Genomic DNA, 21884 nt, shown 5'->3' on the forward strand with positions numbered 1-21884 from the left:
TTGGGATTGCAAAGATAGCAACAAAGTTCCCAATTAAGCAAATCTTTTTTAAAAAAAATTTTCAGCATTATCTTTACACCCGATCTTTAACCAATTAAACTATTTATGCAATTCCTGGATTTCGAAAAACCTATCGCGGATTTATATGAGCAGCTGGCTAAGCTGAAGGAGAATGGTGAAAAGTCCGGGGTAGATGTTTCTGCTACTGTTAAGGAATACGAGCAGAAAATTGAAGACACTCGTCTCAACATCTACACCCACCTCACCGCTTATCAGCGCGTATTGCTCAGTCGCCATCCGGATAGGCCCTATACTTTGGCGTATATCGAAAAAATGTGCACCAATTTTATGGAACTGCATGGCGACCGGAATGTGAGAGACGACAAAGCCATGGTAGGTGGCTTTGCTGACCTGGATGGAGAAACCGTGATGTTTATCGGTCAGCAGAAAGGGGTGAACACTAAAATGCGCCAGCTCAGGAACTTTGGGATGGCTAACCCGGAAGGCTACCGCAAGGCGCTTCGCCTGATGAAACTGGCGGAAAGATTCAACAAGCCAATCGTAACCCTCATCGATACTCCCGGTGCTTATCCGGGCCTGGAAGCGGAAGAAAGAGGCCAGGCAGAGGCCATCGCCCGCAACCTCTTTGAAATGGTAAAACTCCGTGTACCGGTTATCTGCATCATCATCGGTGAAGGTGCCTCTGGTGGCGCACTCGGCATCGGTATCGGGGACCGCGTACTGATGCTCGAAAACAGCTGGTATACCGTTATCTCTCCGGAAAACTGCTCCACCATCCTCTGGCGTAGCTGGAACTTCAAGGAAAAAGCTGCAGAAGAACTGAAACTGACTTCCGATTACATGAGTCAGTTCGGACTGGTAGACGGCCTTGTCCGCGAACCACTGGGCGGCGCCCACGTAAACCCGGATGAAATGGCCTCCATCCTGAAAACAAAAATCAAGGAGACATTGGCGGAACTGAGGAAAATCGACCCGGATGTACGCATCGAACAAAGGATCGATAAGTTCTCCCGCATGGGCTTTTACGAAGAACACTAAAAAAAATTTAGAGATCACAATAAAAAATTAGAATTTCGACCCTCGGAATTCTAATTTTTATTTTTTCCCGTAAAAACACACATGGAACAGTTAAAAGGCACCGGGGTGGCTTTAGTAACACCCTTTAAAGCAGATGAAAGCATAGACTGGAATGCTTTGGAAAACCTCATCAACTATGTAATTGAGGGTGGCGTAGACTATGTGGTAACATTAGGTACCACCGGTGAAACGCCCACGCTTTCTGCAGATGAAAAGCTGGATTTGATGAAATTCACTTTTGAAAAGGTGTCGAAGCGGGTGCCGGTAGTGGTCGGCATCGGCGATTATAATACCCGTGATGTGGTAAAAAGACTGGAAAAATGCCCACTGGACGAGGCGGCTGCCATTCTCAGCGTGGCGCCTTACTACAGCAAACCTACACAGGAAGGTATCTACCTGCACTATAAAACCATCGCTGCTGCTTCTCCGAAGCCCATTATCCTCTACAATGTGCCCGGCCGTACCGGTCGTAACATGACGGCAGAAACCACGCTGCGCCTCGCACACGAAGTGGAAAACATCGTGGCCATGAAAGAAGCTTCCGGCGATATGATGCAGTGCATGCAGATCATCCGCGATAAACCGAAAGATTTCCTCGTGATCAGCGGCGACGACGCCCTGGCCCTGGCCCAGCTGGCCTGCGGCATGGACGGCGTTATCTCCGTAGCGGCCAACTATTTCGCAAAAGATTTCTCTGCACTGGTAAAAACAGCGCTGGAAAATAACTATCCCGCTGCCCGCGCACTGCATTACAAGATGATGCAGGGCTTTGACCTGATGTTCTCTGAAAACAATCCTTCAGGCATCAAGGCATTCCTGAGCCATGCCGGTATCATTGGTAATTATTTCCGCCTGCCGGTTGTTCCCGCTACTGATGCGCTTTATCGTCAGATTGGTGAATACCTGAAACAATACTAAAACAGGATTAAAATATTCAAAAGAAAAAAGGCGAAGGAATTTCCTTCGCCTTTTTTCTTTTATACGTAGTAGGTAACGCCTTCCTCGGCAATGTCCGTGGCCGCAAATACAGGCCTCGTCTCTTCAAGGAAAGGTTGCAAATCCGTGTATTTGGACGAAAAATGCCCTATCAGCAGCCTTTTGGCGGCGGCAGCGGCGGCAAGGGAGGCGGCCTGCACGGTGGTGCTGTGGTAACGCTCTGCCGCACGGGCTTCCAGGTCATGCAGATAGGTGGTTTCATGATACACCAGGTCTGCGTCTCTCAGCCAGGGGAGGAGCTCCGGGTCGTAAATAGTATCAGCACAGTATACGTACCGCCTGCCTTTGGCAGGAGGCAACGTCACCCAGTCGTTTTTAACAACGGTGCCGTCTTTTCGCATGTAATCGGCGCCATCCTGTAGTTTGCCATAGTAGGCGGCAGGTATCTCGTATGCCTTGGCCTGCTCAGGGAGCAGTTTCCGTTTCTTTTTCTGCATGGTGAAAGAGAAACCGAAACAGGAGATCCGGTGCTGCGTGGGAAAACAGCTTACCGTCAGGTCCTTGTCTTCCAGGATGATACCGCTGTAACCCGGTTGCAGCGGTACAAAAGACAGCTCATAATGCAACTGTGTGCCGGAGCAGTCCAACTGCAGCTGGATAATAGGCTCCAGCTCCGGTGGCGCATATACGCTGAGGGGTTCTGTCCGCCCCATCAGGTTCAGGGTGTTCAACAGCCCGATCAGGCCGAAGTAATGGTCACCATGCAGGTGACTGATGAAAATATACCTGATTTTACTGCGTTTGATGCGGTATTGGGCGATGCGAAGCTGGGTGCCTTCGCCACAATCCACTAACAGCAATTGTTCATCACAGGTAACGATCTGTGCGGTGGGGTGCCTGTCCAGCGTGGGGATAGCAGAGTTATTACCTAATATTGTTACTGCAAACATATTGTGAAACGTTTCGCTGCCTGCTTCTGGCCCTAACCGGTCATGACGGCTACAGGCGGAAACAGGACCGCTTTTTTATCAATCCAGTCCGTTCAAAAGCTCTCTCTCCAGTTCTTCCATCATCACAAGATCAATGGCTTCAGCCATAGTGGGAGCAATATTCAACATATCACCGCCTTCGGCTTTCAACTCCTTTGTTAAAGCACTGTTAACGCCGGTAAGCGCACAGGAACGGCCTTTGTCATACATATTTTGATATACTGTTAAAATGGCTTGCATGCCCGCAAGGTCGTTTTTTTCGACCAATGTCAGGTCCAGTATGAGATTGCGGGTCTCCAGCGCTGGCAGCGAATCCAGGGTGGAAATCAAATCGGCTGACAAATTAGCATCCAAAGCAGGTTCTTCAGGACAAAAAACAACAATTTTTTCTTTGGTATCAATTTTGAATTTCATGCGTTGGACGTTGTTTTATACATTTAGTTAAAAAATCAATTTAAAGAGGGAAACCCAGCCTATAAAAAGCTAAAATAAAAAGGAGATCAAAACAAAAGCCGCTTTTTCCTCGTAAGTAATTTTGAACGCTATCCCCGCTTTCAACACAAAAATAAATCTTATACTATTAAAGTGTAAGTTGTTTGAGTGCAAAAAAGGAATAACTTCATCTAAAGTAAATAGCGTGATAATCTAAGTTCAGAATTATTCGTTATTATTGTATAAGCAAGCCCCCGTAAGGGTTTTTGATCATTTAATATTCTCACAATGGACCAGAATTTTTCACCGCAAGTTAAGGAGATCATTTCGTTCAGCAGAGAGGAAGCTTTACGCCTGGGGAATGATTTCATCGGTACTGAACACCTGCTGTTAGGTATTATCCGGGAAGGCGAAGGCACGGCCGTAAAGATTCTGCAGGCTTTAAACGTAGACCTATACGAATTACGTAAAGAAGTAGAATTAGCTGTTAAAGATAAGACTGGAAAGAATATTGCCAACATTAACAGTCTACCCCTCACCAGACAGGCTGAGAAAGTCATCCGGGTAACGGTACTCGAAGCAAAAGCGCTGAAAAGCGCCACAGTGGAAACCGAACACCTCATGCTTTCCATACTCAAGAACAAGGAAAACGTTTGTACTCAAATCTTACAACAATTTGACGTGGATTACGATACTTTTAAAAACGAACTGGGCTTTGTAAAATCTGCCGACCCTAAATCCGAATTCGACGATCCGGGTGAAGAAGAGTTTGAAGACGAACGGAAGAGTTTTGCATCGAAAGCCAAACAGACCAACACCAAATCCAAAACACCCGTACTGGATAACTTTGGTAGAGACATCACCAAGCTCGCTGAAAGCGGCAGCCTGGACCCGATAGTTGGTCGCGAGCAGGAAATTGAACGCGTTTCGCAGATCCTGTCCCGCCGTAAAAAGAACAATCCCATCCTGATCGGTGAACCCGGCGTGGGTAAAACAGCCATCGTGGAAGGCCTCGCACTGCGCATCGTGCAGCGTAAAGTGTCCCGCGTACTGTTCGACAAACGCGTGGTAAGCCTCGACCTCGCTGCACTGGTAGCCGGTACTAAATACCGCGGCCAGTTCGAGGAAAGGATGAAAGCTATCATGAACGAACTCGAAAAAAACAGGGACGTTATCCTGTTCATCGATGAAATTCATACCATCGTAGGCGCCGGCGGCGCTTCCGGTTCGCTGGACGCCTCCAACATCTTTAAGCCTGCCCTCGCAAGAGGCGAGCTCCAATGCATCGGCGCTTCCACCCTGGACGAATACCGCATGTATATCGAAAAAGACGGCGCACTGGACCGCCGTTTCCAGAAAGTAATGGTAGAACCACCCAGCGTGGATGAAACCATACAGATCCTTAACAACATCAAGCCCCGTTATGAAGAATACCATAACGTAAGCTACTCCGACGCTGCTATCGATGCCTGCGTGAAACTGAGCGATCGCTACATGACCGACCGTCTGCTGCCCGACAAGGCCATCGACGTGCTCGATGAAGTGGGCGCCCGCGTTCACCTCAAAAATATCAATGTGCCGCAAAATATCCTCGATCTGGAAAAACAGATAGAAGATATCAAACAGGAGAAAAATAAAGTCGTTAAAAGCCAACGCTTCGAAGAAGCCGCTGCACTGCGCGATACTGAAAAGAAACTGGGTGAAGACCTGGAACGCGCTAAAGCCATGTGGGAAGAAGAAGTGAAACATAAACGCTACCCGATCGATGAAGAAGCTATCGCGGAAGTAGTGAGCATGATGACCGGCATCCCTGTTAAAAGGATGGTACAGGCCGAAACTGAGAAACTCCGCCGTATGGGCGAAGACCTCAAAGGCGCCGTGGTGGGACAAGACGATGCTATCAGCAAAGTCACGAAAGCCATCCAGCGTAACCGCGTAGGCCTGAAAGACCCGAAAAAGCCAATCGGTACCTTTATCTTCCTCGGCCCAACCGGCGTAGGTAAAACCGAACTGGCCAAATCCCTGGCCCGCTACATGTTCGACTCCGATGAAGCCCTCATCCGTATCGATATGAGCGAATACATGGAGAAATTCTCTGTAAGCCGCCTCATTGGCGCGCCTCCGGGTTATGTGGGTTATGAAGAAGGTGGCCAGCTGACTGAAAAAGTACGCCGCAAACCTTACTCCGTGATCCTCCTCGATGAAATCGAAAAAGCACACCCGGATATCTATAACCTCCTGCTGCAGGTGCTCGATGACGGTATCCTCACTGATGGCCTCGGCCGTAAGGTGGACTTCAAAAATACCCTCATCATCATGACCTCCAACATCGGCGCCCGCCAGTTGAAAGACTTCGGTGCCGGCGTAGGTTTCACCACCTCTGCAAAGGCTATGAGCGAAGAGGAAAACACCAAATCAGTGATCGAAAAAGCACTGAAACGGACCTTCTCTCCGGAATTCCTTAACAGGATCGATGATGTGATCATCTTTAACTCTCTGGGCAAAGAACACATCTATACCATCATCGATATCACCATGAAGAGCGTGCTCAAACGCCTCAACAACCTGGGCTTCAGCCTGGAACTGACAGACGAGGCAAAAGGCTTCCTGGCAGACAAAGGCTACGACCAGCAGTTCGGCGCAAGACCGCTCCACAGGGCCATCCAGAAATACCTGGAAGACCCGCTGGCAGAAGAAATCCTCAATATGAACATCCATGATGGCGATATCCTGGTCGCTGACCTCGACAAGGAAAACCAGAAACTGGTGTTCACACTGAAGAACAACTCTTCTAAAAGCAAATCAGAAAAATCTGAAGCGTAAGTAAATCAACGCATATAATTATCCACAAACGGCCGCCTTCTACAGGCGGCCGTTTTTTTATTCCCCTAAAATCCCTTTTGGCGCAATCACCCTTTTCTAACATGAATATGTTAACCCGCTACCTTTCAAGATAAGTTAAGGGCAGATAGCGCTTTTCCTTGCTCCGCCTGCCTTTGGAAATCGTTAGTAAAGCCCTTGCCATGCACAAAAATCAGGTATAAGAAATTTTATTAAAATATAAAATATAGCATAATAATGTCATTTTTGAAAAATTTGTAATACATACCTTTGTCATATAAAATAATATCTATCTCTATTATTTTTTGTATGAGAATAGGATATACATCGGACTCTTGTACATATTATAATTTTGTCTATATCTTTATTCTGACTTCCTTATAACTGAATACACAACGATAGAGGCCGCTCCCATGCGCGGCCTACTGGAAGATCATTTTAACTATTTATCCTTATACCAATGACTAAATCTTTACAAGTCGCATTCCGCGGTATTTTACTGGGAAGCCTTACCTTGTTGGCAGCAGACACCTACGCTCAGCTCAAAGTAGGTGATCATCCAACTAAAATCAATAAAGCTTCCGTACTGGAACTGGAATCTGACAAACAAGGTCTCCTGCTCCCACGTCTCACCTCTTTTACCGGTATCGACGGTCTGACCCCTCCGGATGGTATGATCGTTTATTTAGAGTCTACCGATGTTACTCAAAGGGGGCTTTATATCAGAAGAAACGGCGCCTGGGAGAAGATGGCGAACGATAAAGATGCTACTGCTAACTGGAAACTCACCGGCAACGACGCGGTAGCCGGTAACTTCATCGGTACCAACGCAGGCAGCGTGCCATTGGTATTGAAAGGACAAGGTGTGGAAGGTTTGATCATTGACAATGGTTATGCTTTCCTGAAAAAACTGGACGTGATAACTGCCGGTGTAGATGTACTGCTGGTAGATCCTACCAGCGGAAAGGTGTCTTCCCGTAAAATCAGCGAGACAGCCTTCACGTCTGCGATCAACTCTCTCAACGGTCAGACAGGCGCTGCTCAGACACTTACAACTGCTGGCGGCACTGATTATTTTTTTACTTCTACCGGTAATGCTACCAGCGGTGATCACAAACTGACCATCGAAAAGCAGGATGGAAACAGACCTTTAGGTTTGCTTACGCAAGCTGACTGGTTACGCCTCGATAAAGCTGCTAAAGCTTTGGTAATAGGTACCTTCAATCCAACTTCTACAGGATCTGGTCTGAGTATCAGTACAGACGCGATGAACATTCCGTACCTGTCTCTCCATGCGGCTGACGAAACCAATCCCGGTGCACTGACGGCCACTGCTCAGAACATCGGCGGTAATAAAACCTTCAAAGGCAGCATCACCGTGGAAAACGGCGGTACTATCAGTTCCGGCCTGACCGTTAACGGTACTTCCAACCTGAAAGATGACGCGGTTATCGGTAAATCCTTACAGGTAGGTACTACCACCGAACTGAAAGGCAAAGTGACCCTCGGCAGCGTAGCTACTGGTACAAACGCTAATACAGACGTGCTGATGCTGGGAACAGCCGGAGAGGTGATTAAAAGGACATTGCCTACTGCTGCTTTCAGAACGTTTACAAACGGTACCGATGGTCCGGATGTACACTATGCTGAAGATGCTGCGGCCAACACGCTCACCCTCCACGTTCCTTCTGCTTCCCTCGCAGCCGACAGAGGTCTGGTAACCAACATTGGTCAGACTTTCAAAGGCGCTAAAAAATTCAACGATGACCTGGCTGTTCGCACAAAAGTAATCGTAGGTGACACGACCGTGGCCGCCAATTCTACCCTCCAGGTAGCCGGCTCCCTGTCTCTCAACATCGTTACGCAGAACGCTAACTATACCATGACGGATAACGACAACACGATCCTCATGAACTGCGCCAGCGGCGATCTTACTGTAACCCTGTTATCTGCGGTTAACAGAAAAGGAAGAGTGATCACCGTTAAAAAAATTGGCGGTACACTGGCTAAATCCTTAAAGATTGTTACTTCAAGCAGTGAAAACATTGAAGATGGTACAGACTACTTCATCTATAATGACTGGACTTTCGTAACCCTGCAATCTGACGGTGCCAACTGGTTTATCATCAGACACTAAGAAGTAACGTTCAGGACTATACGTTTATATGCGTATAGTCCTGAACGTTATCTGCCTTTTGCCGGCCCTGCCGATTTCCATGTAATTAATTTATGAAGATGACTGTTTTAAGATATTTACCCGTACTGGGTCTGGGACTCCTGTTTTCTGTCCGGACCGCTGCACAACAAATGAAACTGGGGCTTCAGCCAACACTGCTCAAAAAGGAAGCATTGCTGGAACTGAACAGCGATAGCCAGGGACTGTTACTGAACAGGGTGCCTAAAAGTGCCATCAGCACCGGTGGAGCTTTGTTCAGTGCTACCGACGGTATGTTTGTGTATGTAACCGATCCGGGAGAAAAATGTCTCTACATCAAAACAAATGGTGCATGGAAAAAGCTGGCCGACTTCTCATCCATTACAACGGATAATATTACTGAAGGCGCTACCAACCTGTATTTTACGCAGGCCAGGGCAAGAGCTGCCTTCTCCGCTGGTAATGGAATTAATATCAATGCCGCCACCGGCGTTATCAGCAACACCGGAGTACTGACCTTCAACACCCGCATTCCGGATGCCACCGGAAACATTGCGCCAGCCGCAGGGGACTATGCTTCCTTTTATCTGCCAAATGCCAGTCAACTCACCCTGACTGCCGGCACGGGCATGAAAGCCACTACCACGGCTACTAAAAACCTGAATACAAATCCTTCCTTTACCATCGACGCTGATAATGGCTCAGCCATCTGGAATGCCAACAAACTGTCGTCCGTACCCGTGGCTACCACAGCACCAGCGCTCAACCAGGTGCTGACTTTTAATGGTACCCAGTGGGAACCTAAAGCGCCGACTGGTGCTACCGGTAACTTCATCAATAACGGCACCGCCTTGCAAACTGCCGCCAACTTCAACATTGATGGCTATGGAGACATCGGAAGGGATGTAAGGGTAGGAGGAGGCGTAGTGGCTGCTACCGCAACACTGGCGTCAAAACTTACTTTAAACAGTCTTACTGCCGGTTCGGTTCCGTTTATTGATGCAACCAAGGCTGTCGCCGAAAATAACGGCCAGTTCTTCTGGGACAATACCAAAACTGCACTGGGCCTGGGTACTGCTGCCCCTAAAAACAAATTGGAAATAACTGGTCAGGCTGCCGGCTTGGGTGAAACTGTTTTCACTTCCGGTTTGCGTCTGTCCAACCTGGCCACTGTTACACCCGGTGCTCCCAACTCAAAAGTATTAACGCTCAACAACAATGGTGATGTGATCGTGACCCTGAACCCACTAGCGAATAACTGGCTCGTAACTGGTAATACCGGTATCGCTGCAGGGTCTTTTCTGGGTACCAATGATGACAGGGCAATGGTCATTAAATCAAATGCTACCTCTTTCCTCGAATTTGGTCGCCGCCAGACTGTAGGATTAGTAGATTCCAAATATACTGACCCCGATCAGCCGATTACATACGTTCGGTCTGCTATGCAATTTGAAGCACCAGGCGCCTCTTTCTACAAACCAATATTCTATGTAGACGCTGATGGCAACTTCCGTATGAAAGGCAGTTCAGCAGGAACAGACCTCTTTGAATTCGGCGCTACCGGCTCCGCTAACAACGGCGGCTTCGACTTTATCGTCGGAGACGATGGTGATGAACCTTTTGTTTTCAAAAGCTGGTACCACGCCACGAACACCTATACTGAACTGATACGAATTGACCGAAATGGACTTGGGATCAACACGAATGGCAGTGCGCCGGCCGCTAAACTCGATGTCAGAGGGACTTTTAAACTGGGTACCAACGGCTCTACGCTGAATAACATTATCGAAACACAGGTAAACATCACTTCAGGCAATATCAACAATAATGCTTCGAGGATCGTTAGCAACATTCCTCTTTCAGGGGTAAAGGTGGGAGATACGGTTATCTTAAGTCCGGTTGCTGACCTCTCATTAGGATTGGTTATATCCTGGGTAAGAGTTTCTGCCACCAACTATATTAATGTGGCTTTTGCAAATATTGGTGGTGGCAATGGTCTCAATCCTTCAGGAACCTACAACGTGGTTATTATCCAGTAAACAGTATTGATGAAAAAAGCCTTATCAGTTATCGTGTTATTGCTGTTAGCGGAGATTGGTTTCGCGCAACAGGGTGTCTTCATCCCTGATGGTGCTTCCGTATGGCTGTCCGGTAACTCAGGCGTTTTTTCAGATCTTACCAATAACGGTATCCTGGGCTCCAATCCTTCGGCTACCCTGTATTTCCTCAGTAAAAAATGGACTAACGGCAACGCTGCTACGTTGCCTGATGAAAGTGCCGACGGCCGCTCCGGCATCGGTGGCAAATTTCTCTTCATGGGCCAGAACCCGCTGTACGGCAATGTTGGCCGGCAGCTGGTGTTCGGGAATTACAGCCTCGCCACCCGGCAGGGATGTAGTTTCCCCAACCTCGAAATCAACAACAGCGCAGGACTGCTCCTCGATGACCTCAGCGATCTCAAAATCAGGAACAACCTGCATTTTACAGACGGACATATTTTCCTCAACGGCTGGAACCTCCTCGTCGGCGAAAACAATCCCGGCACTATCACAGGTTACAGTGATCAAAGTTTTGTAGTGAACGGCACCGGCGTGGCTGGTGGCGCGCTCTACCGTGCTGGCATCAACGATGCGGCCAATAAAGTAGTCTTCCCCGTGGGCACTACCATCAACAATTATTCGCCGGCAGCGATCCTGCTGGACGGCGCTACAGATATATTCAGTGTCCGCGCATATGACAGTGTGTACAGCCTCGCTATCAGCGGCCGCGCTTACCCTGACAGCTTTGTCAACAAAACCTGGCAGATCACCCGCGCCGGCTCCGGCGGCGATGCGACCGTTATCCTGCAACACATGGATAGCGATGAACTACCGGCTTATGCTACGGCACGCGACAGCAGCTATATTACCCGTTTTACCGGCGGCGTATGGGACCAGGTACCTTATCTGGCTACGCTGCCCAAGCCCGGTACACTCACCACTAACGGCCTCGCTACACTGGCAACGATGCACATGCGCGTTTTTACCGGTCTTGGCAACAATGAATACTTCACCAAAACAACGCTGATCAGCAAAGCTAAACCTGCTATTTTCCTCAGCTTTGAAGCGTATCGCATAGCACCGCTTATGGTGCAGCTCGACTGGACCACCAGCCGCGAGGTCAACAACCTGCTGTTTGAAGTGGAACGCCGCTATGAAAGGGAAGAAACGTTTTCCCGTATAGCCACTGTACCTACCAAAGCACTCAATGGCAACAGCAACGTGCCATTGAGTTATACGTTGCAGGACCTCAACGATTACGACGGCTGGACCTACTACCGTATCAAAGCCGTTTCCCGCAATGGCAAGGAAGTATATTCCGAAATCCGCGCTGTGCCACCGTTTGTACAGATCGATGTATTCCCCAACCCGAACAATGGCAAGTTCAAAGTACGTATCCGTGGCATAAGAGGCCCGCTGATGATGCAGCTCCGCGATACCTGGAGCCAGGTGATGCGCGAGTATGACGTACGCCAGGATAATGACCTGAGCGTGAGCGACCTGCCTGCCGGTACCTACTTCATGGTGCTCTATCATAAAGACACCCAGAAAGTAGCGTACACCTGCAAAGTGATGGTGATACCGTAGGTTTGTTTTGCTTTTTTCGCATAATTCCCTCAATTTTGTGGGGTTATCTCTGTAGGCGGTTTAAATAAATAAGGTTGAAAAAAATCATCATCACGATAGATGGCTACTCTTCTTGTGGCAAAAGTACGTTGGCAAAACAACTGGCTATGAAGCTGGACTATGTCTATATAGACAGTGGCGCCATGTATCGTGCTATCACACTTTATTTCCTGCAAAACCGCGTGGACTGGGCTTCCCAGCCGGCTGTAGTAGTTGCGTTAGCAGACATACACCTCGAGTTTGAATATAACCCGAAGTCCGGAGCCAGCGAAATGCATCTCAACGGAGAAAACGTGGAACACATGATCCGCGAAATGCTCGTGGCAGAAAAAGTAAGTGAAGTAGCAGCCGTTAAAGAGGTACGCGATTTTGCCGTGGCCCAGCAGAAAAAAATGGGCGCCCGCAAAGGCATCGTGATGGATGGCCGGGATATCGGAACAGTCGTATTCCCGCATGCTGAACTTAAAATCTTCATGACCGCGGATATCGCTATCCGGGTGGAACGCCGCTTCAGAGAACTCTACGAGAAAAATAAAAACATCTCCATAGAAGAAGTAAAAGAAAATCTGGAACTGAGAGACTATATCGATGCTAACCGCGAAATCAGCCCGCTTCGTAAAGCGGATGATGCTATAATACTGGATAACAGCCAGTTAAGCCGGGAAGATCAGATGGACCTCGTGATGCAATGGGTGGAAGATGCCACATTGGCCCACACTTCATGAAATAATATTTTCTTTTATTAAAAGTGTTTTATACATTTGCCTTGTCCCTGCCTAACCACCAGCGGGCTATCCCAATAATTTTCCACATCCTGAAGAATTTCCTGCTATTTACTTGTATGCAAAACTATGTCACCAACTGACGGGGTTTTCCATGCTTTAACCTTATCTGACCTGAAATATTGCCAAGGTATTGAATGTGGGCAATGTTTTATGCGACCGGCTGATGCCTGCCCGCATAAACATGCAGTAAGACAACCATTGAAATTGTGAGCGCTGAAGCGTAAAAGATATAACTGTCTTTATGAAAGTCTTATTTGTAAACTATATCCACAAAACCTTTGCTATTAACCGATTATTGAACTTGACTATAAATAAATTCCGCCCGGCATGGCCTTTTAACGCCCTGTCTGGCATAAAGAGAAATGTGGGATGGCATGGCTTGCCATGGCCGTTCCATATTTTCAGTAGGTGTATTCGGTTAATAGGAAGAAGGGGCGAATTCTTTCGCCCTTTCGCTTTTTTTAAGCACCTTATGACAGGTAGTTCGGGATATTTATCCCTAAAACAATCCGTAATCAGTAATTCATCGTTTGTAATTCGTAATTCTTCTTAAATTGCGTGGTCACACTGTTCAGCTAATGTCTATTAAAATATTGTGTTTTTTAGGCTTGCTCCTGGTAGGAGTCTGTTGGGCCGCTGATGCGCAGGATTCCCTGCGGATTTATCACACCCTGGACTCCATCCGGAAATTACCCAACGATACCGCCAAAGTGTCGTCGCTGATCAGGGCCGGTAAACAATACGGCCGATACTTCGATAATCATAAGTCGGAAAACCAGTTCTGGCAGGAAGCCCTTCCATTGGCGCATAAACTGCACTCTGCCCGCAGCCTGGCCCTCCTCTATAATGAACTGGGCACCGCCAAAAGAAACAAATCACAGTACCTCGTGGCGGAAGATTACCACGAGAAAGCGATCAAATACGCGGAAGATGCCAATGATACCCTGATGATGTGCCTGTCGTTCAATAATACCGGGGTAGACTGCCGCCGTCAGGATAAACTCCAACAGGCCTTCGACTATCACCTGCGCGCATTGCAGCTGGCGGAAAAAATCAACGATACCCGTAATATCTGCGTGGCCACCAACAGCATCGGTAATATCCAACTAACGGCCGAGAACTTTGAAGACGCCGTCCGCCATTTCGATCGGGCACTGAAACTGGAAGGTGATAGCCATAATGACCTCGGCGTGGCCATTAACCTCGGTAACCTGGGATATGCCTACCAGGGACAGAACAAACTGGACCTCGCCATTCAATATTATCATCGCTCCCTGGTGGTAAACCAGAAAATAGACAATCCTACGGGAATGGCTATATGTTACAACGCTCTCGGAGCCGCCTATAAAGAGAAAAAGGACTACGCCACCGCTATGGAATTCCTCCAGAAAGCCCTCGTGGTAAATGGCAAGGTAGATGATAAAATCCACGTGGCAGAAAGTTACCTCAATATCGGCAAGCTCCTTAGCGCACAAAATAAACACGACGAAGCCCGTAAGTACATGCAGCAGTCCATAGACCTCAGCATCTTCTGGAACTTTAAATCCATGCTGATAGAAGCCTATAAGGCACTGGCTGCTGATTATAAGGCCAGTGGCGACTTCCGGCGCTCGCTGGATGCGGCCGACAAGTCCCTGTTGTATAAAGACAGTATCCTCAACGAAAAATCTGCCATGGCGCTAAAACAGATGCAGACGATCTATGAGGTGGACCGGAAAGACAATCAGATCAAAACACTGGAGCACGATAAGACAGTGGGTGAACTGAAGACCAAACGGAATGTGGTGTTCATCTTCGCGCTGGCAGGTTTTCTGCTCATGGCCATCATAGGTGGTTTTTTCTATATCCGTCACCGTAACCTGGAGGCCAACAAACAAACCCTCCTGCTGGAACTGAAGTCATTGCGCTCCCAGATGAATCCGCATTTTATCTTTAACTCCCTTAGTTCTATACACCGCTATATCTGGAGTAATAACCAGGAGGAGGCCTCTGACTACCTGACCAAGTTCTCGCGTCTGATGCGCCTTATCCTCGATAATACACAGCATACGTTTGTGACGCTTAACAAGGAACTGGAGTCCCTCCGGCTTTATCTCGATCTGGAATCCCTTCGTTGTAATGGCATCTTTGAATATAATATCCGTATAGGCACTGATATCAATGACGAGGAAGTGCTGATACCCCCCATGATCCTGCAACCTTACGTAGAAAATGCCATCTGGCATGGTCTGGTGCATAAACATGACGACAAAGGCCGGCTCGATGTTGATATTGTATTAAAAGACAGAAGCCTGGTATGTACCATCACCGACAACGGCATCGGCCGGCAGAAAGCGATGGAGATAAAGGAAAAGAAAGGGAAGGGGCATAATTCCGTTGGCATGAAAGTTACCGAAGGAAGGATTGATCTTATCCGGAAAATCAATAATAAGGAGGCAAGAGTAATGGTTACCGACCTGGAAAATACCGCCGGGCAACCAGCTGGTACCATGGTGACTATTATTTTACCGGCCGAATTCATATTTTAGCATAAAATAAAAAAAACGGACGGCCACTGGCCGTGCCGCTAAACCTACCACAGCATGAGCGACATAAGAGCTATCATCGTAGATGATGAGCAACATTGTATTGATGCCTTGCAAACCATGTTAGTCAGGAAGTGCCCGGGAGTAGAGGTGATCGGATCAGCCAAAGGAGTAAAAGAAGCAAAGGAACTGGTGGATGAACTTCACCCGGACCTGGTTTTTCTGGATGTGGAAATGCCTCATCAGAACGGTTTTGAGTTACTGAAACAGTTTGAAAAGATCGGGTTTGATGTCATCTTTACCACTGCCTATGAACAGTACGCCCTCAAGGCCATCAAATTCAATGCGCTGGATTATCTCCTCAAACCTTTCAGTGTAAAGGAATTGCAGGATGCCCTCGACAAATGCAGGGAAAAACAACAACAGCGTCAGAAAGACACCAACAGCCTTTCACCGATGGATGTGTTCCTGCAAAACATGAAAACCCTGCAGCAATCACACAAAAAAATTGCCCTGCCTACGATCAATGGACTGGTGTTTATGCCGGTACAGAACATCGTACGTTGTGAATCTACCGGCAACTACACCCGTATTTTTTTTACAGATAAAAAGAACCTGATGGTGTCCCGGCCGTTGAAAGAGTTTGAAGAACTACTGGCAGATGTGGATTTCTTCCGGGTTCACAATTCTCACCTGATCAACCTGCAACAGATGCAGTCGTATATCCAGGGGGAAGGCGGCTTTGCACTGATGAGCGATGGTGCGCAGGTGGAAGTGTCCAGACGCCGCAAGGCAGATTTCCTGAAACGGGCCATGCAGTTTTAACCGCTCCGGGGCGTATGTCCGGTAAGGAAGCGGCTTCCATGGAAAACGATTGCTTTCCGTTTTGAGCAAAAAATGCTTTCCGATTTTAGGCTTTTTTATGCCACTTATGGTCAATAAACTACCAGATAATAAATGGCTGTTGTATGCCTTTTCAGGAAGATTTACTTTTGAATTACGATTTCAATTTTAGCGCTATATATAAATTTTATTCTCTGCATTACTAGCGTGATTAGCCCCAAAGAAAAAAGACACCTTCTGGTGTCTTTTTTGTTATGAAAACTTTCTGAATAATCTTATTACAGATGAGCTTTATTAATCAGCTATCGCCAATTCATCTGCTTTGTGCTCCAGCCCGTAAAAGGACAATAACCGGCGGATGACTCCTTCCACCAAAGCATCAGGGCAGGACGCGCCACTCGTTAGCAGGATAGTTACCTGTGTTTTTTCAGGTAAAAAAGTATTACTGTGGATTTCTTGCTTATGATGGAAATTCCAGTGGTCAACCTGGTTGGCATTGTGCATTTGCTCTGGTGCGCTGATAAAGTAAGTAGGCAGTTTCTCTTCACACAGTTCTACCAGGTGGGAGGTATTGGAGCTGTTATAGCCGCCTACCACGATGGCCAGATCGGCCGCTTCTTCCAGCATGCCGATAACGGCGCTTTGGTTGTCATTGGTGGCATAACAGAGGGTGTCGCGGGTATCGGCAAAACGTTCGCCTGTATTAGCCTCAGTGAGGCCGTAATGTGCTACGATCACCTGGCGGATATAATCAGCGATGGCCTGTGTTTCGGTGGCCAGCATGGTGGTCTGGTTCACCACACCTATACGTTGCAGGTCTTTGGTAACGTCAAAGCCCTGTGAATACTGGCCTTTGAACTCTTCGTAGAAGGTTTCGGCCGGTGTTTCACCGGTGATGTAGCGTGCCAGTTTCTCTGTTTCTGCCATGTCTTTTACCACCACGGTCGGGGTATTGGACTGGCTATGGGAGAAAGTGGCCCGTGTTTCTTCGTGTTTGGGTTTGCCGTGAACGATCACGGTATAGGCTTTTTTCCCGATTTGTTCCGCCTTGTTCCATACTCTTTCCACAAAAGGGCAGGTGGTATTGTATTGCAGCGGTTCAATGCCGAGGGAGGAGAGTTTATTTTCTGTTTCGATGGTCGTACCGAAGGCAGGAATGATCACGATATCATCGGATTGCAGGGTTTCCCAGGGCACCAGCTGATTGCCGGCGGTGTCCATGATAAACTGTACGCCCCGTTCCAGCAGGTCATTGTTGACATGTGGGTTGTGGATCATTTCGCTGAGGAGGAATATACGCTTGCCCGGATTTTCGTCTACGGTTTTAAAAGCGATCTCGATCGCGTTTTCCACACCGTAACAAAAACCGAAGTGGCGCGCGAGCAATATTTTCAACGGACCAAAATCAAGCGTGGTAGGCGTGAAGTCCTTTTTCATGCGGTCCTGCTGCTTGCGTTGGTTTTTGATGGCGCTGATCAGCGGACTGCGATATATGACCGGAACATTAAAAGTTTTCATGCGTAAAAGGGCGAAAATTGAAAGGCAAAGGTAATCAGTTTTCTTTGCTCACTTTATCCAACCAGGCTTTTTCTTCTGCGCTGAGGCTGTTATAGCCTTTTTCATTGATTTTGTCGAGCAGCTGGTCCAGGCGCAACTGGTTGTTGTCATCCGGTTTTTTCACCACTTTCAGCGGTGATTTTTTAGGTTTGGACCTTGCCTGTACCCGTTTGTTTTCCCGCCGGGTTTCGGCGTCAAAGAGCCAGATCAGTGGTTTGCAGAGGTCAGTACCGCTTTGCAGTGCACGGATATAGACGAAGCCGAAGAGGGCGCCGCCCATGTGGGCGATGATGCCACCAAGGTTGCCCCGTGGGATGGATATAACACCCAATACGATCAGGGCGAGGGCCAGCCATTTCAGTTTAACGTTGCCAAAAAACAACAGCCCGATCTCATAATTGGGCATCAGGGTAGCACAGGCTACCAGCATGCACATCACCGAGGCGGAAGCCCCAATCATCGTGGAAGGCATACCAGGGAACAGGAGATTGTAAGACAGCATGTACAATGCCGCACCGGTGATACCCCCCATCAGATAGAGCGGCAGCACGCGTTTGTTGCCCAAAAAGCCACGGAAAAGATTTCCGAACCAGTAGAGGTTCAGCATATTAAAAAAGACGTGGAAGATCTCTACGTGGGTAAACATGTAGGTGATCAGTCCCCAGGGTTTTCTGATAAAAGTGCCGGGCAGGGAATGAAGGGTCAGCTGGTCAAATGTCCATGCAAATGCGGTATTAGGAGAAATGAGATACAACAGGTTGATCCCGATAAAAATGACAATGTTCCAGATAAGCAAATGATTGACCGTGTTGCCTTGTCTGAGCCAAAAGCGAATATCCGATTGAAATGAGGTCCCGTTCATATACACAAATTAAAATAAAAATCCGGGATTTAAAACCCTTTACAGGGCAGATTTTCAGTTGATGAAATTTAACTTTTTTTACTGCGGAAAATTATCAATTGGACACTAATTAGATAACAAATTTTTGCTATTCTGGTTGACAGTGGGCCGTAAAAAATAACCGGAATCCTGCCTATGTAGTGTTTTAAATTCAAATATGATTTAAAAATATCCGAAAAGAACGTTAAATGAGGGGCCGGAGAGGTGATTTCTTCCGGAAAAATGAGGTTAAACGGGTAATTTTTCGTATTTTTGCCGTCCCATAAAACAGGGAGTTCGGGTATTCCGGATTTAAAATTTCAATTTTTTATGAGCGAAAACAACATTATTAACGAACAAAACGCAGAGCAACAGGCTCCGCAGGCAGCTGCGGCAGAAACTGCGACAAAAAAGGCTCCTGTAGTAGCAACTGCCCACGACGATTTCGATTGGAGCGTGGACAAACGTAACGTTTCTTCCTACAGCAAAGAAGAAAAAGAAAAGTACGATCAGACTTACGACAGCACCTTCAAAGTGTTTGAAGAAAACACCCTGTTGAGCGGTACTGTAGTAGGTATTACCAACACTGACGTGGTGATCAACATCGGCTTCAAATCCGACGGTTTGATCTCCCTGAACGAATTCCGTGACTTACCGGGTCTGAAAATCGGTGACGAAGTGGAAGTGCTGGTAGTAGAAAAAGAAGACCGCGATGGTAACCTGCACCTCAGCCGTAAACAGGCTCGCCAGAAACGTGCATGGGAAAAAATCGTGGAAGTTTACAAAACAGGCGAAGTGGTTACTGGTACTGTTACCAGCAAAACCAAAGGCGGCTTGATCGTGGACGTTTACGGTATGGAAACATTCCTGCCAGGTTCTCAGATCGACGTGAAACCGGTTACCGACTACGACCAGTTTGTAGGCAAAACTATGGAGTTCAAAGTGGTGAAAGTAAACGAAACCATCCGCAACGCCGTAGTTTCCCACAAAGCGCTGATCGAAAGCGATATCGAACAACAAAGAGTGGATATCATCTCCAAACTGGAAAAAGGCCAGGTATTGGAAGGTACCATCAAGAATATCACCGACTTTGGTGCGTTCATCGACCTGGGCGGTCTGGACGGTCTGCTGTACATCACAGACATCTCCTGGGGCCGTATCTCCCATCCGAGCGAAGTGCTCCAGATGGACCAGAAAATCAACGTGGTTGTACTGGACTTCGACGACGAAAAACGTCGCATAAGCCTGGGCTACAAACAACTCACTCCGCATCCGTGGGATACTTTACCAGCTACTATCACCGAAGGTGCTAAAGTTAAAGGTAAAGTGGTTAACATCGAAGACTACGGTGCATTCCTGGAAATCATGCCGGGCGTAGAAGGTCTGGTACACGTTTCTGAAATCTCCTGGGCTTCTACTCCTATCAACGCTAAAGAATTCTTCAAATTAGGCGAAGAATACGAAGCAGTGGTAGTTACCCTGAGCAAAGAAGAACGCAAAATGTCTCTGTCTATCAAACAACTGACAGAAGATCCATGGTCTACTATCGAAACTAAATTCCCGGTTGACAGCCGTCACAAAGGCATCGTTAAAAACATCACTCCTTACGGTGTGTTCGTTGAACTGGAAACTGGTATCGGTGGCATGATCCACATCTCCGACCTGAGCTGGATCAAACGTTTCAACCACCCATCTGAATACACTAAAGTAGGTAACGAAATAGATGTAGTAATCCTGGGTATTGATAAAGAAAACCGCAAACTCAGCCTCGGTCACAAACAGATCGAAGAAGATCCTTGGAACACTTTCGAAACTATCTTCCCGATCAACTCCGTACACGAAGGTACTGTTGTGAAGAAAGATGAGAAAGGTGCTACTGTTCAACTGCAATACGGCCTGGAAGCTTACGCTCCTGCCCGTCACCTGAGAACAGAAGACGAAAAACCAATCAACGTTGAAGACGTGAAAGAATTCATGATCATCGAATTCGATCGCAGCGAAAAACGTATCTTGGTTTCTCACACCAGAGTATGGGAAAAAGCACAGGCTGAAGAAAAAGAAGCTGTTGTTAAAGAGAAAAGAGCTGAAGCTGACAAAACCCGTAAAGCAGTGAAAAACATTCAGGGTAAAGTAGAAAAAGCTACTTTAGGTGACCTGGGTGCTTTAGCTGAACTGAGAGAAAAACTGAAACAATCTGAAGGTGGCGAAGAAAAAAGCGCACAATAAGATCCGTTTTGGCAAATAAAAGAAACCCGTTCTGAGCAATCAGAACGGGTTTCTTATTTGGTATTTAGTTATTTTTTTATTTAGATATTTAAAATGCAGCGGAGATCACCTGTTATCTGGGTAAATCTTCGCTGCATTTTAAATATCTAAATATCAAAATAAAAAAATAACTAAATCATGGCGACTACCCGCGCAGGTGCCGCACTGGCGCCTTTGATCTTCAGCGGGAAAACAGCCACTTTAAAGCCATGTGGCGGCAACGCACCAAGGTTCACCAGCTGCTCCATATGGCAGTATTCTTTCTGCTGACCTACCAGGTGTGCCTGCCAGAAATAGTCATCCTTCCCTTCTGCTTTGGCTTTTTGTACCATATATTTCAGCGGAAGATCAAATCCCCACTGATCAATACCCATTACTTTCACGCCCTGGTCTATCAGCCAATGAGTGGCTTCCGCGCTCATACCGGTGCCCCGCATCGGGTACTCACGGGTACCAATGTACTGGTCGCGCCCCGTATAAATCAATACAATGGTGCCCGGCTGAATAACCGCCCCTGTCTGCTGCAGATTTTCCCGTATATCCGCCAGCGTTATTTCCTCAAAATCCGCTTTGTGGGTCATGTTGATCACCACGCCGTCGCCATAGCACCACTCCAGTGGTATCTGGTCGATGGTTTTGGCAGGCTGACCGTTGACTTCCGGCGCGTAATGCCACGGGGCATCAATATGTGTGGCGGCATGTACGCCCATACTCACGATCTTGTCGTCTGCCCAGCCTTCAAAGCCTTTGGGGAACAGCTTCGCCGGCAGGCCCAGGAAAAAACGGATCAGCGAACGGCTTTGCCGGTGCGCTTTGTGTTTGATACGGATACGCATAAACCAGGGGTCCTGCTTATTGTATTCGATCGTCTTAGACAGGTCAATGATTTTCATGAGTAATAACAAGGGGTTGA

General features: G+C 47.5%; 15 protein-coding genes. 10 read left to right on the forward strand and 5 right to left on the reverse strand.

Annotated elements, in window-relative coordinates; translation table 11 throughout:
* The first annotated feature begins 105 nt into the window (after positions 1–105).
* Positions 106–1059, forward strand: a complete 954-nt coding sequence (locus tag HHL17_RS09150; protein ID WP_169224427.1) for an acetyl-CoA carboxylase carboxyltransferase subunit alpha — start codon at positions 106–108, stop codon at positions 1057–1059.
* Between the two features lie 81 nt (positions 1060–1140).
* Complete coding sequence (dapA, locus tag HHL17_RS09155) at positions 1141–2016, forward strand: 4-hydroxy-tetrahydrodipicolinate synthase (protein WP_169224428.1); 876 nt, start codon at positions 1141–1143, stop codon at positions 2014–2016.
* 59 nt (positions 2017–2075) lie between these two features.
* Here the strand turns inward: dapA and HHL17_RS09160 are convergent, their stop codons facing one another.
* A complete protein-coding gene (locus HHL17_RS09160; RefSeq protein ID WP_169224429.1) occupies positions 2076–2984 on the reverse strand; it encodes a ribonuclease Z in 909 nt (302 codons plus the stop codon).
* A 78-nt stretch (positions 2985–3062) separates the two neighbouring features.
* Positions 3063–3437, reverse strand: a complete 375-nt coding sequence (locus tag HHL17_RS09165) for an STAS domain-containing protein (protein ID WP_169224430.1) — start codon at positions 3435–3437, stop codon at positions 3063–3065.
* Between the two features lie 306 nt (positions 3438–3743).
* Here HHL17_RS09165 and HHL17_RS09170 point away from each other — a divergent pair, with 306 nt between their 5' ends.
* From HHL17_RS09170 to HHL17_RS09200, 7 genes are all read left to right on the forward strand, one after another.
* Complete coding sequence (locus HHL17_RS09170; protein WP_169224431.1) at positions 3744–6278, forward strand: ATP-dependent Clp protease ATP-binding subunit; 2535 nt, start codon at positions 3744–3746, stop codon at positions 6276–6278.
* A 478-nt stretch (positions 6279–6756) separates the two neighbouring features.
* Complete coding sequence (locus HHL17_RS09175) at positions 6757–8433, forward strand: autotransporter outer membrane beta-barrel domain-containing protein (RefSeq protein ID WP_169224432.1); 1677 nt, start codon at positions 6757–6759, stop codon at positions 8431–8433.
* A gap of 98 nt (positions 8434–8531) precedes the next feature.
* Positions 8532–10490, forward strand: coding sequence for a hypothetical protein (locus HHL17_RS09180; RefSeq protein ID WP_169224433.1), 1959 nt, complete (start codon positions 8532–8534; stop codon positions 10488–10490).
* A 9-nt stretch (positions 10491–10499) separates the two neighbouring features.
* Complete coding sequence (locus HHL17_RS09185; RefSeq protein WP_169224434.1) at positions 10500–12077, forward strand: T9SS type A sorting domain-containing protein; 1578 nt, start codon at positions 10500–10502, stop codon at positions 12075–12077.
* 74 nt (positions 12078–12151) lie between these two features.
* Positions 12152–12841, forward strand: a complete 690-nt coding sequence (gene cmk, locus HHL17_RS09190; protein ID WP_169224435.1) for a (d)CMP kinase — start codon at positions 12152–12154, stop codon at positions 12839–12841.
* Positions 12842–13479: 638 nt separating this feature from the next.
* Positions 13480–15429, forward strand: coding sequence for a tetratricopeptide repeat-containing sensor histidine kinase (locus HHL17_RS09195; RefSeq protein ID WP_169224436.1), 1950 nt, complete (start codon positions 13480–13482; stop codon positions 15427–15429).
* 54 nt (positions 15430–15483) lie between these two features.
* A complete protein-coding gene (locus HHL17_RS09200; RefSeq protein ID WP_169224437.1) occupies positions 15484–16251 on the forward strand; it encodes a LytR/AlgR family response regulator transcription factor in 768 nt (255 codons plus the stop codon).
* 312 nt (positions 16252–16563) lie between these two features.
* On the opposite strand, the gene HHL17_RS09205 is transcribed toward HHL17_RS09200, so the two are convergent.
* Both HHL17_RS09205 and HHL17_RS09210 read right to left on the reverse strand, forming a co-directional pair.
* Entirely contained in the window at positions 16564–17787 is a 1224-nt protein-coding gene (locus tag HHL17_RS09205) for a 4-hydroxy-3-methylbut-2-enyl diphosphate reductase (RefSeq protein WP_169224438.1), read from the reverse strand.
* Between the two features lie 34 nt (positions 17788–17821).
* Complete coding sequence (locus tag HHL17_RS09210) at positions 17822–18688, reverse strand: rhomboid family intramembrane serine protease (protein WP_169224439.1); 867 nt, start codon at positions 18686–18688, stop codon at positions 17822–17824.
* Positions 18689–19036: 348 nt separating this feature from the next.
* Between HHL17_RS09210 and rpsA the strand changes: the two genes are divergently transcribed.
* Positions 19037–20932, forward strand: a complete 1896-nt coding sequence (gene rpsA / locus HHL17_RS09215) for a 30S ribosomal protein S1 (RefSeq protein ID WP_168869769.1) — start codon at positions 19037–19039, stop codon at positions 20930–20932.
* Positions 20933–21102: 170 nt separating this feature from the next.
* On the opposite strand, the gene HHL17_RS09220 is transcribed toward rpsA, so the two are convergent.
* Positions 21103–21864, reverse strand: a complete 762-nt coding sequence (locus HHL17_RS09220) for a cyclase family protein (RefSeq protein WP_169224440.1) — start codon at positions 21862–21864, stop codon at positions 21103–21105.
* Positions 21865–21884 lie beyond the last annotated feature (20 nt).

It is taken from the genome of Chitinophaga fulva (assembly GCF_012927205.1).
Classification (GTDB): domain Bacteria; phylum Bacteroidota; class Bacteroidia; order Chitinophagales; family Chitinophagaceae; genus Chitinophaga; species Chitinophaga fulva.

What these genes read in the sequence shown, in the direction of transcription:
- HHL17_RS09150 (WP_169224427.1), top strand. Translation starts at nt 106, where the DNA reads ATGCAATTCCTGGATTTCGAAAAACCTATCGCGGATTTATATGAGCAG.
- dapA (WP_169224428.1), top strand. Translation starts at nt 1,141, where the DNA reads ATGGAACAGTTAAAAGGCACCGGGGTGGCTTTAGTAACACCCTTTAAA.
- HHL17_RS09160 (WP_169224429.1), bottom strand. Translation starts at nt 2,984, where the DNA reads ATGTTTGCAGTAACAATATTAGGTAATAACTCTGCTATCCCCACGCTG.
- HHL17_RS09165 (WP_169224430.1), bottom strand. Translation starts at nt 3,437, where the DNA reads ATGAAATTCAAAATTGATACCAAAGAAAAAATTGTTGTTTTTTGTCCT.
- HHL17_RS09170 (WP_169224431.1), top strand. Translation starts at nt 3,744, where the DNA reads ATGGACCAGAATTTTTCACCGCAAGTTAAGGAGATCATTTCGTTCAGC.
- HHL17_RS09175 (WP_169224432.1), top strand. Translation starts at nt 6,757, where the DNA reads ATGACTAAATCTTTACAAGTCGCATTCCGCGGTATTTTACTGGGAAGC.
- HHL17_RS09180 (WP_169224433.1), top strand. Translation starts at nt 8,532, where the DNA reads ATGACTGTTTTAAGATATTTACCCGTACTGGGTCTGGGACTCCTGTTT.
- HHL17_RS09185 (WP_169224434.1), top strand. Translation starts at nt 10,500, where the DNA reads ATGAAAAAAGCCTTATCAGTTATCGTGTTATTGCTGTTAGCGGAGATT.
- HHL17_RS09195 (WP_169224436.1), top strand. Translation starts at nt 13,480, where the DNA reads ATGTCTATTAAAATATTGTGTTTTTTAGGCTTGCTCCTGGTAGGAGTC.
- HHL17_RS09200 (WP_169224437.1), top strand. Translation starts at nt 15,484, where the DNA reads ATGAGCGACATAAGAGCTATCATCGTAGATGATGAGCAACATTGTATT.
- HHL17_RS09205 (WP_169224438.1), bottom strand. Translation starts at nt 17,787, where the DNA reads ATGAAAACTTTTAATGTTCCGGTCATATATCGCAGTCCGCTGATCAGC.
- HHL17_RS09210 (WP_169224439.1), bottom strand. Translation starts at nt 18,688, where the DNA reads ATGAACGGGACCTCATTTCAATCGGATATTCGCTTTTGGCTCAGACAA.
- rpsA (WP_168869769.1), top strand. Translation starts at nt 19,037, where the DNA reads ATGAGCGAAAACAACATTATTAACGAACAAAACGCAGAGCAACAGGCT.
- HHL17_RS09220 (WP_169224440.1), bottom strand. Translation starts at nt 21,864, where the DNA reads ATGAAAATCATTGACCTGTCTAAGACGATCGAATACAATAAGCAGGAC.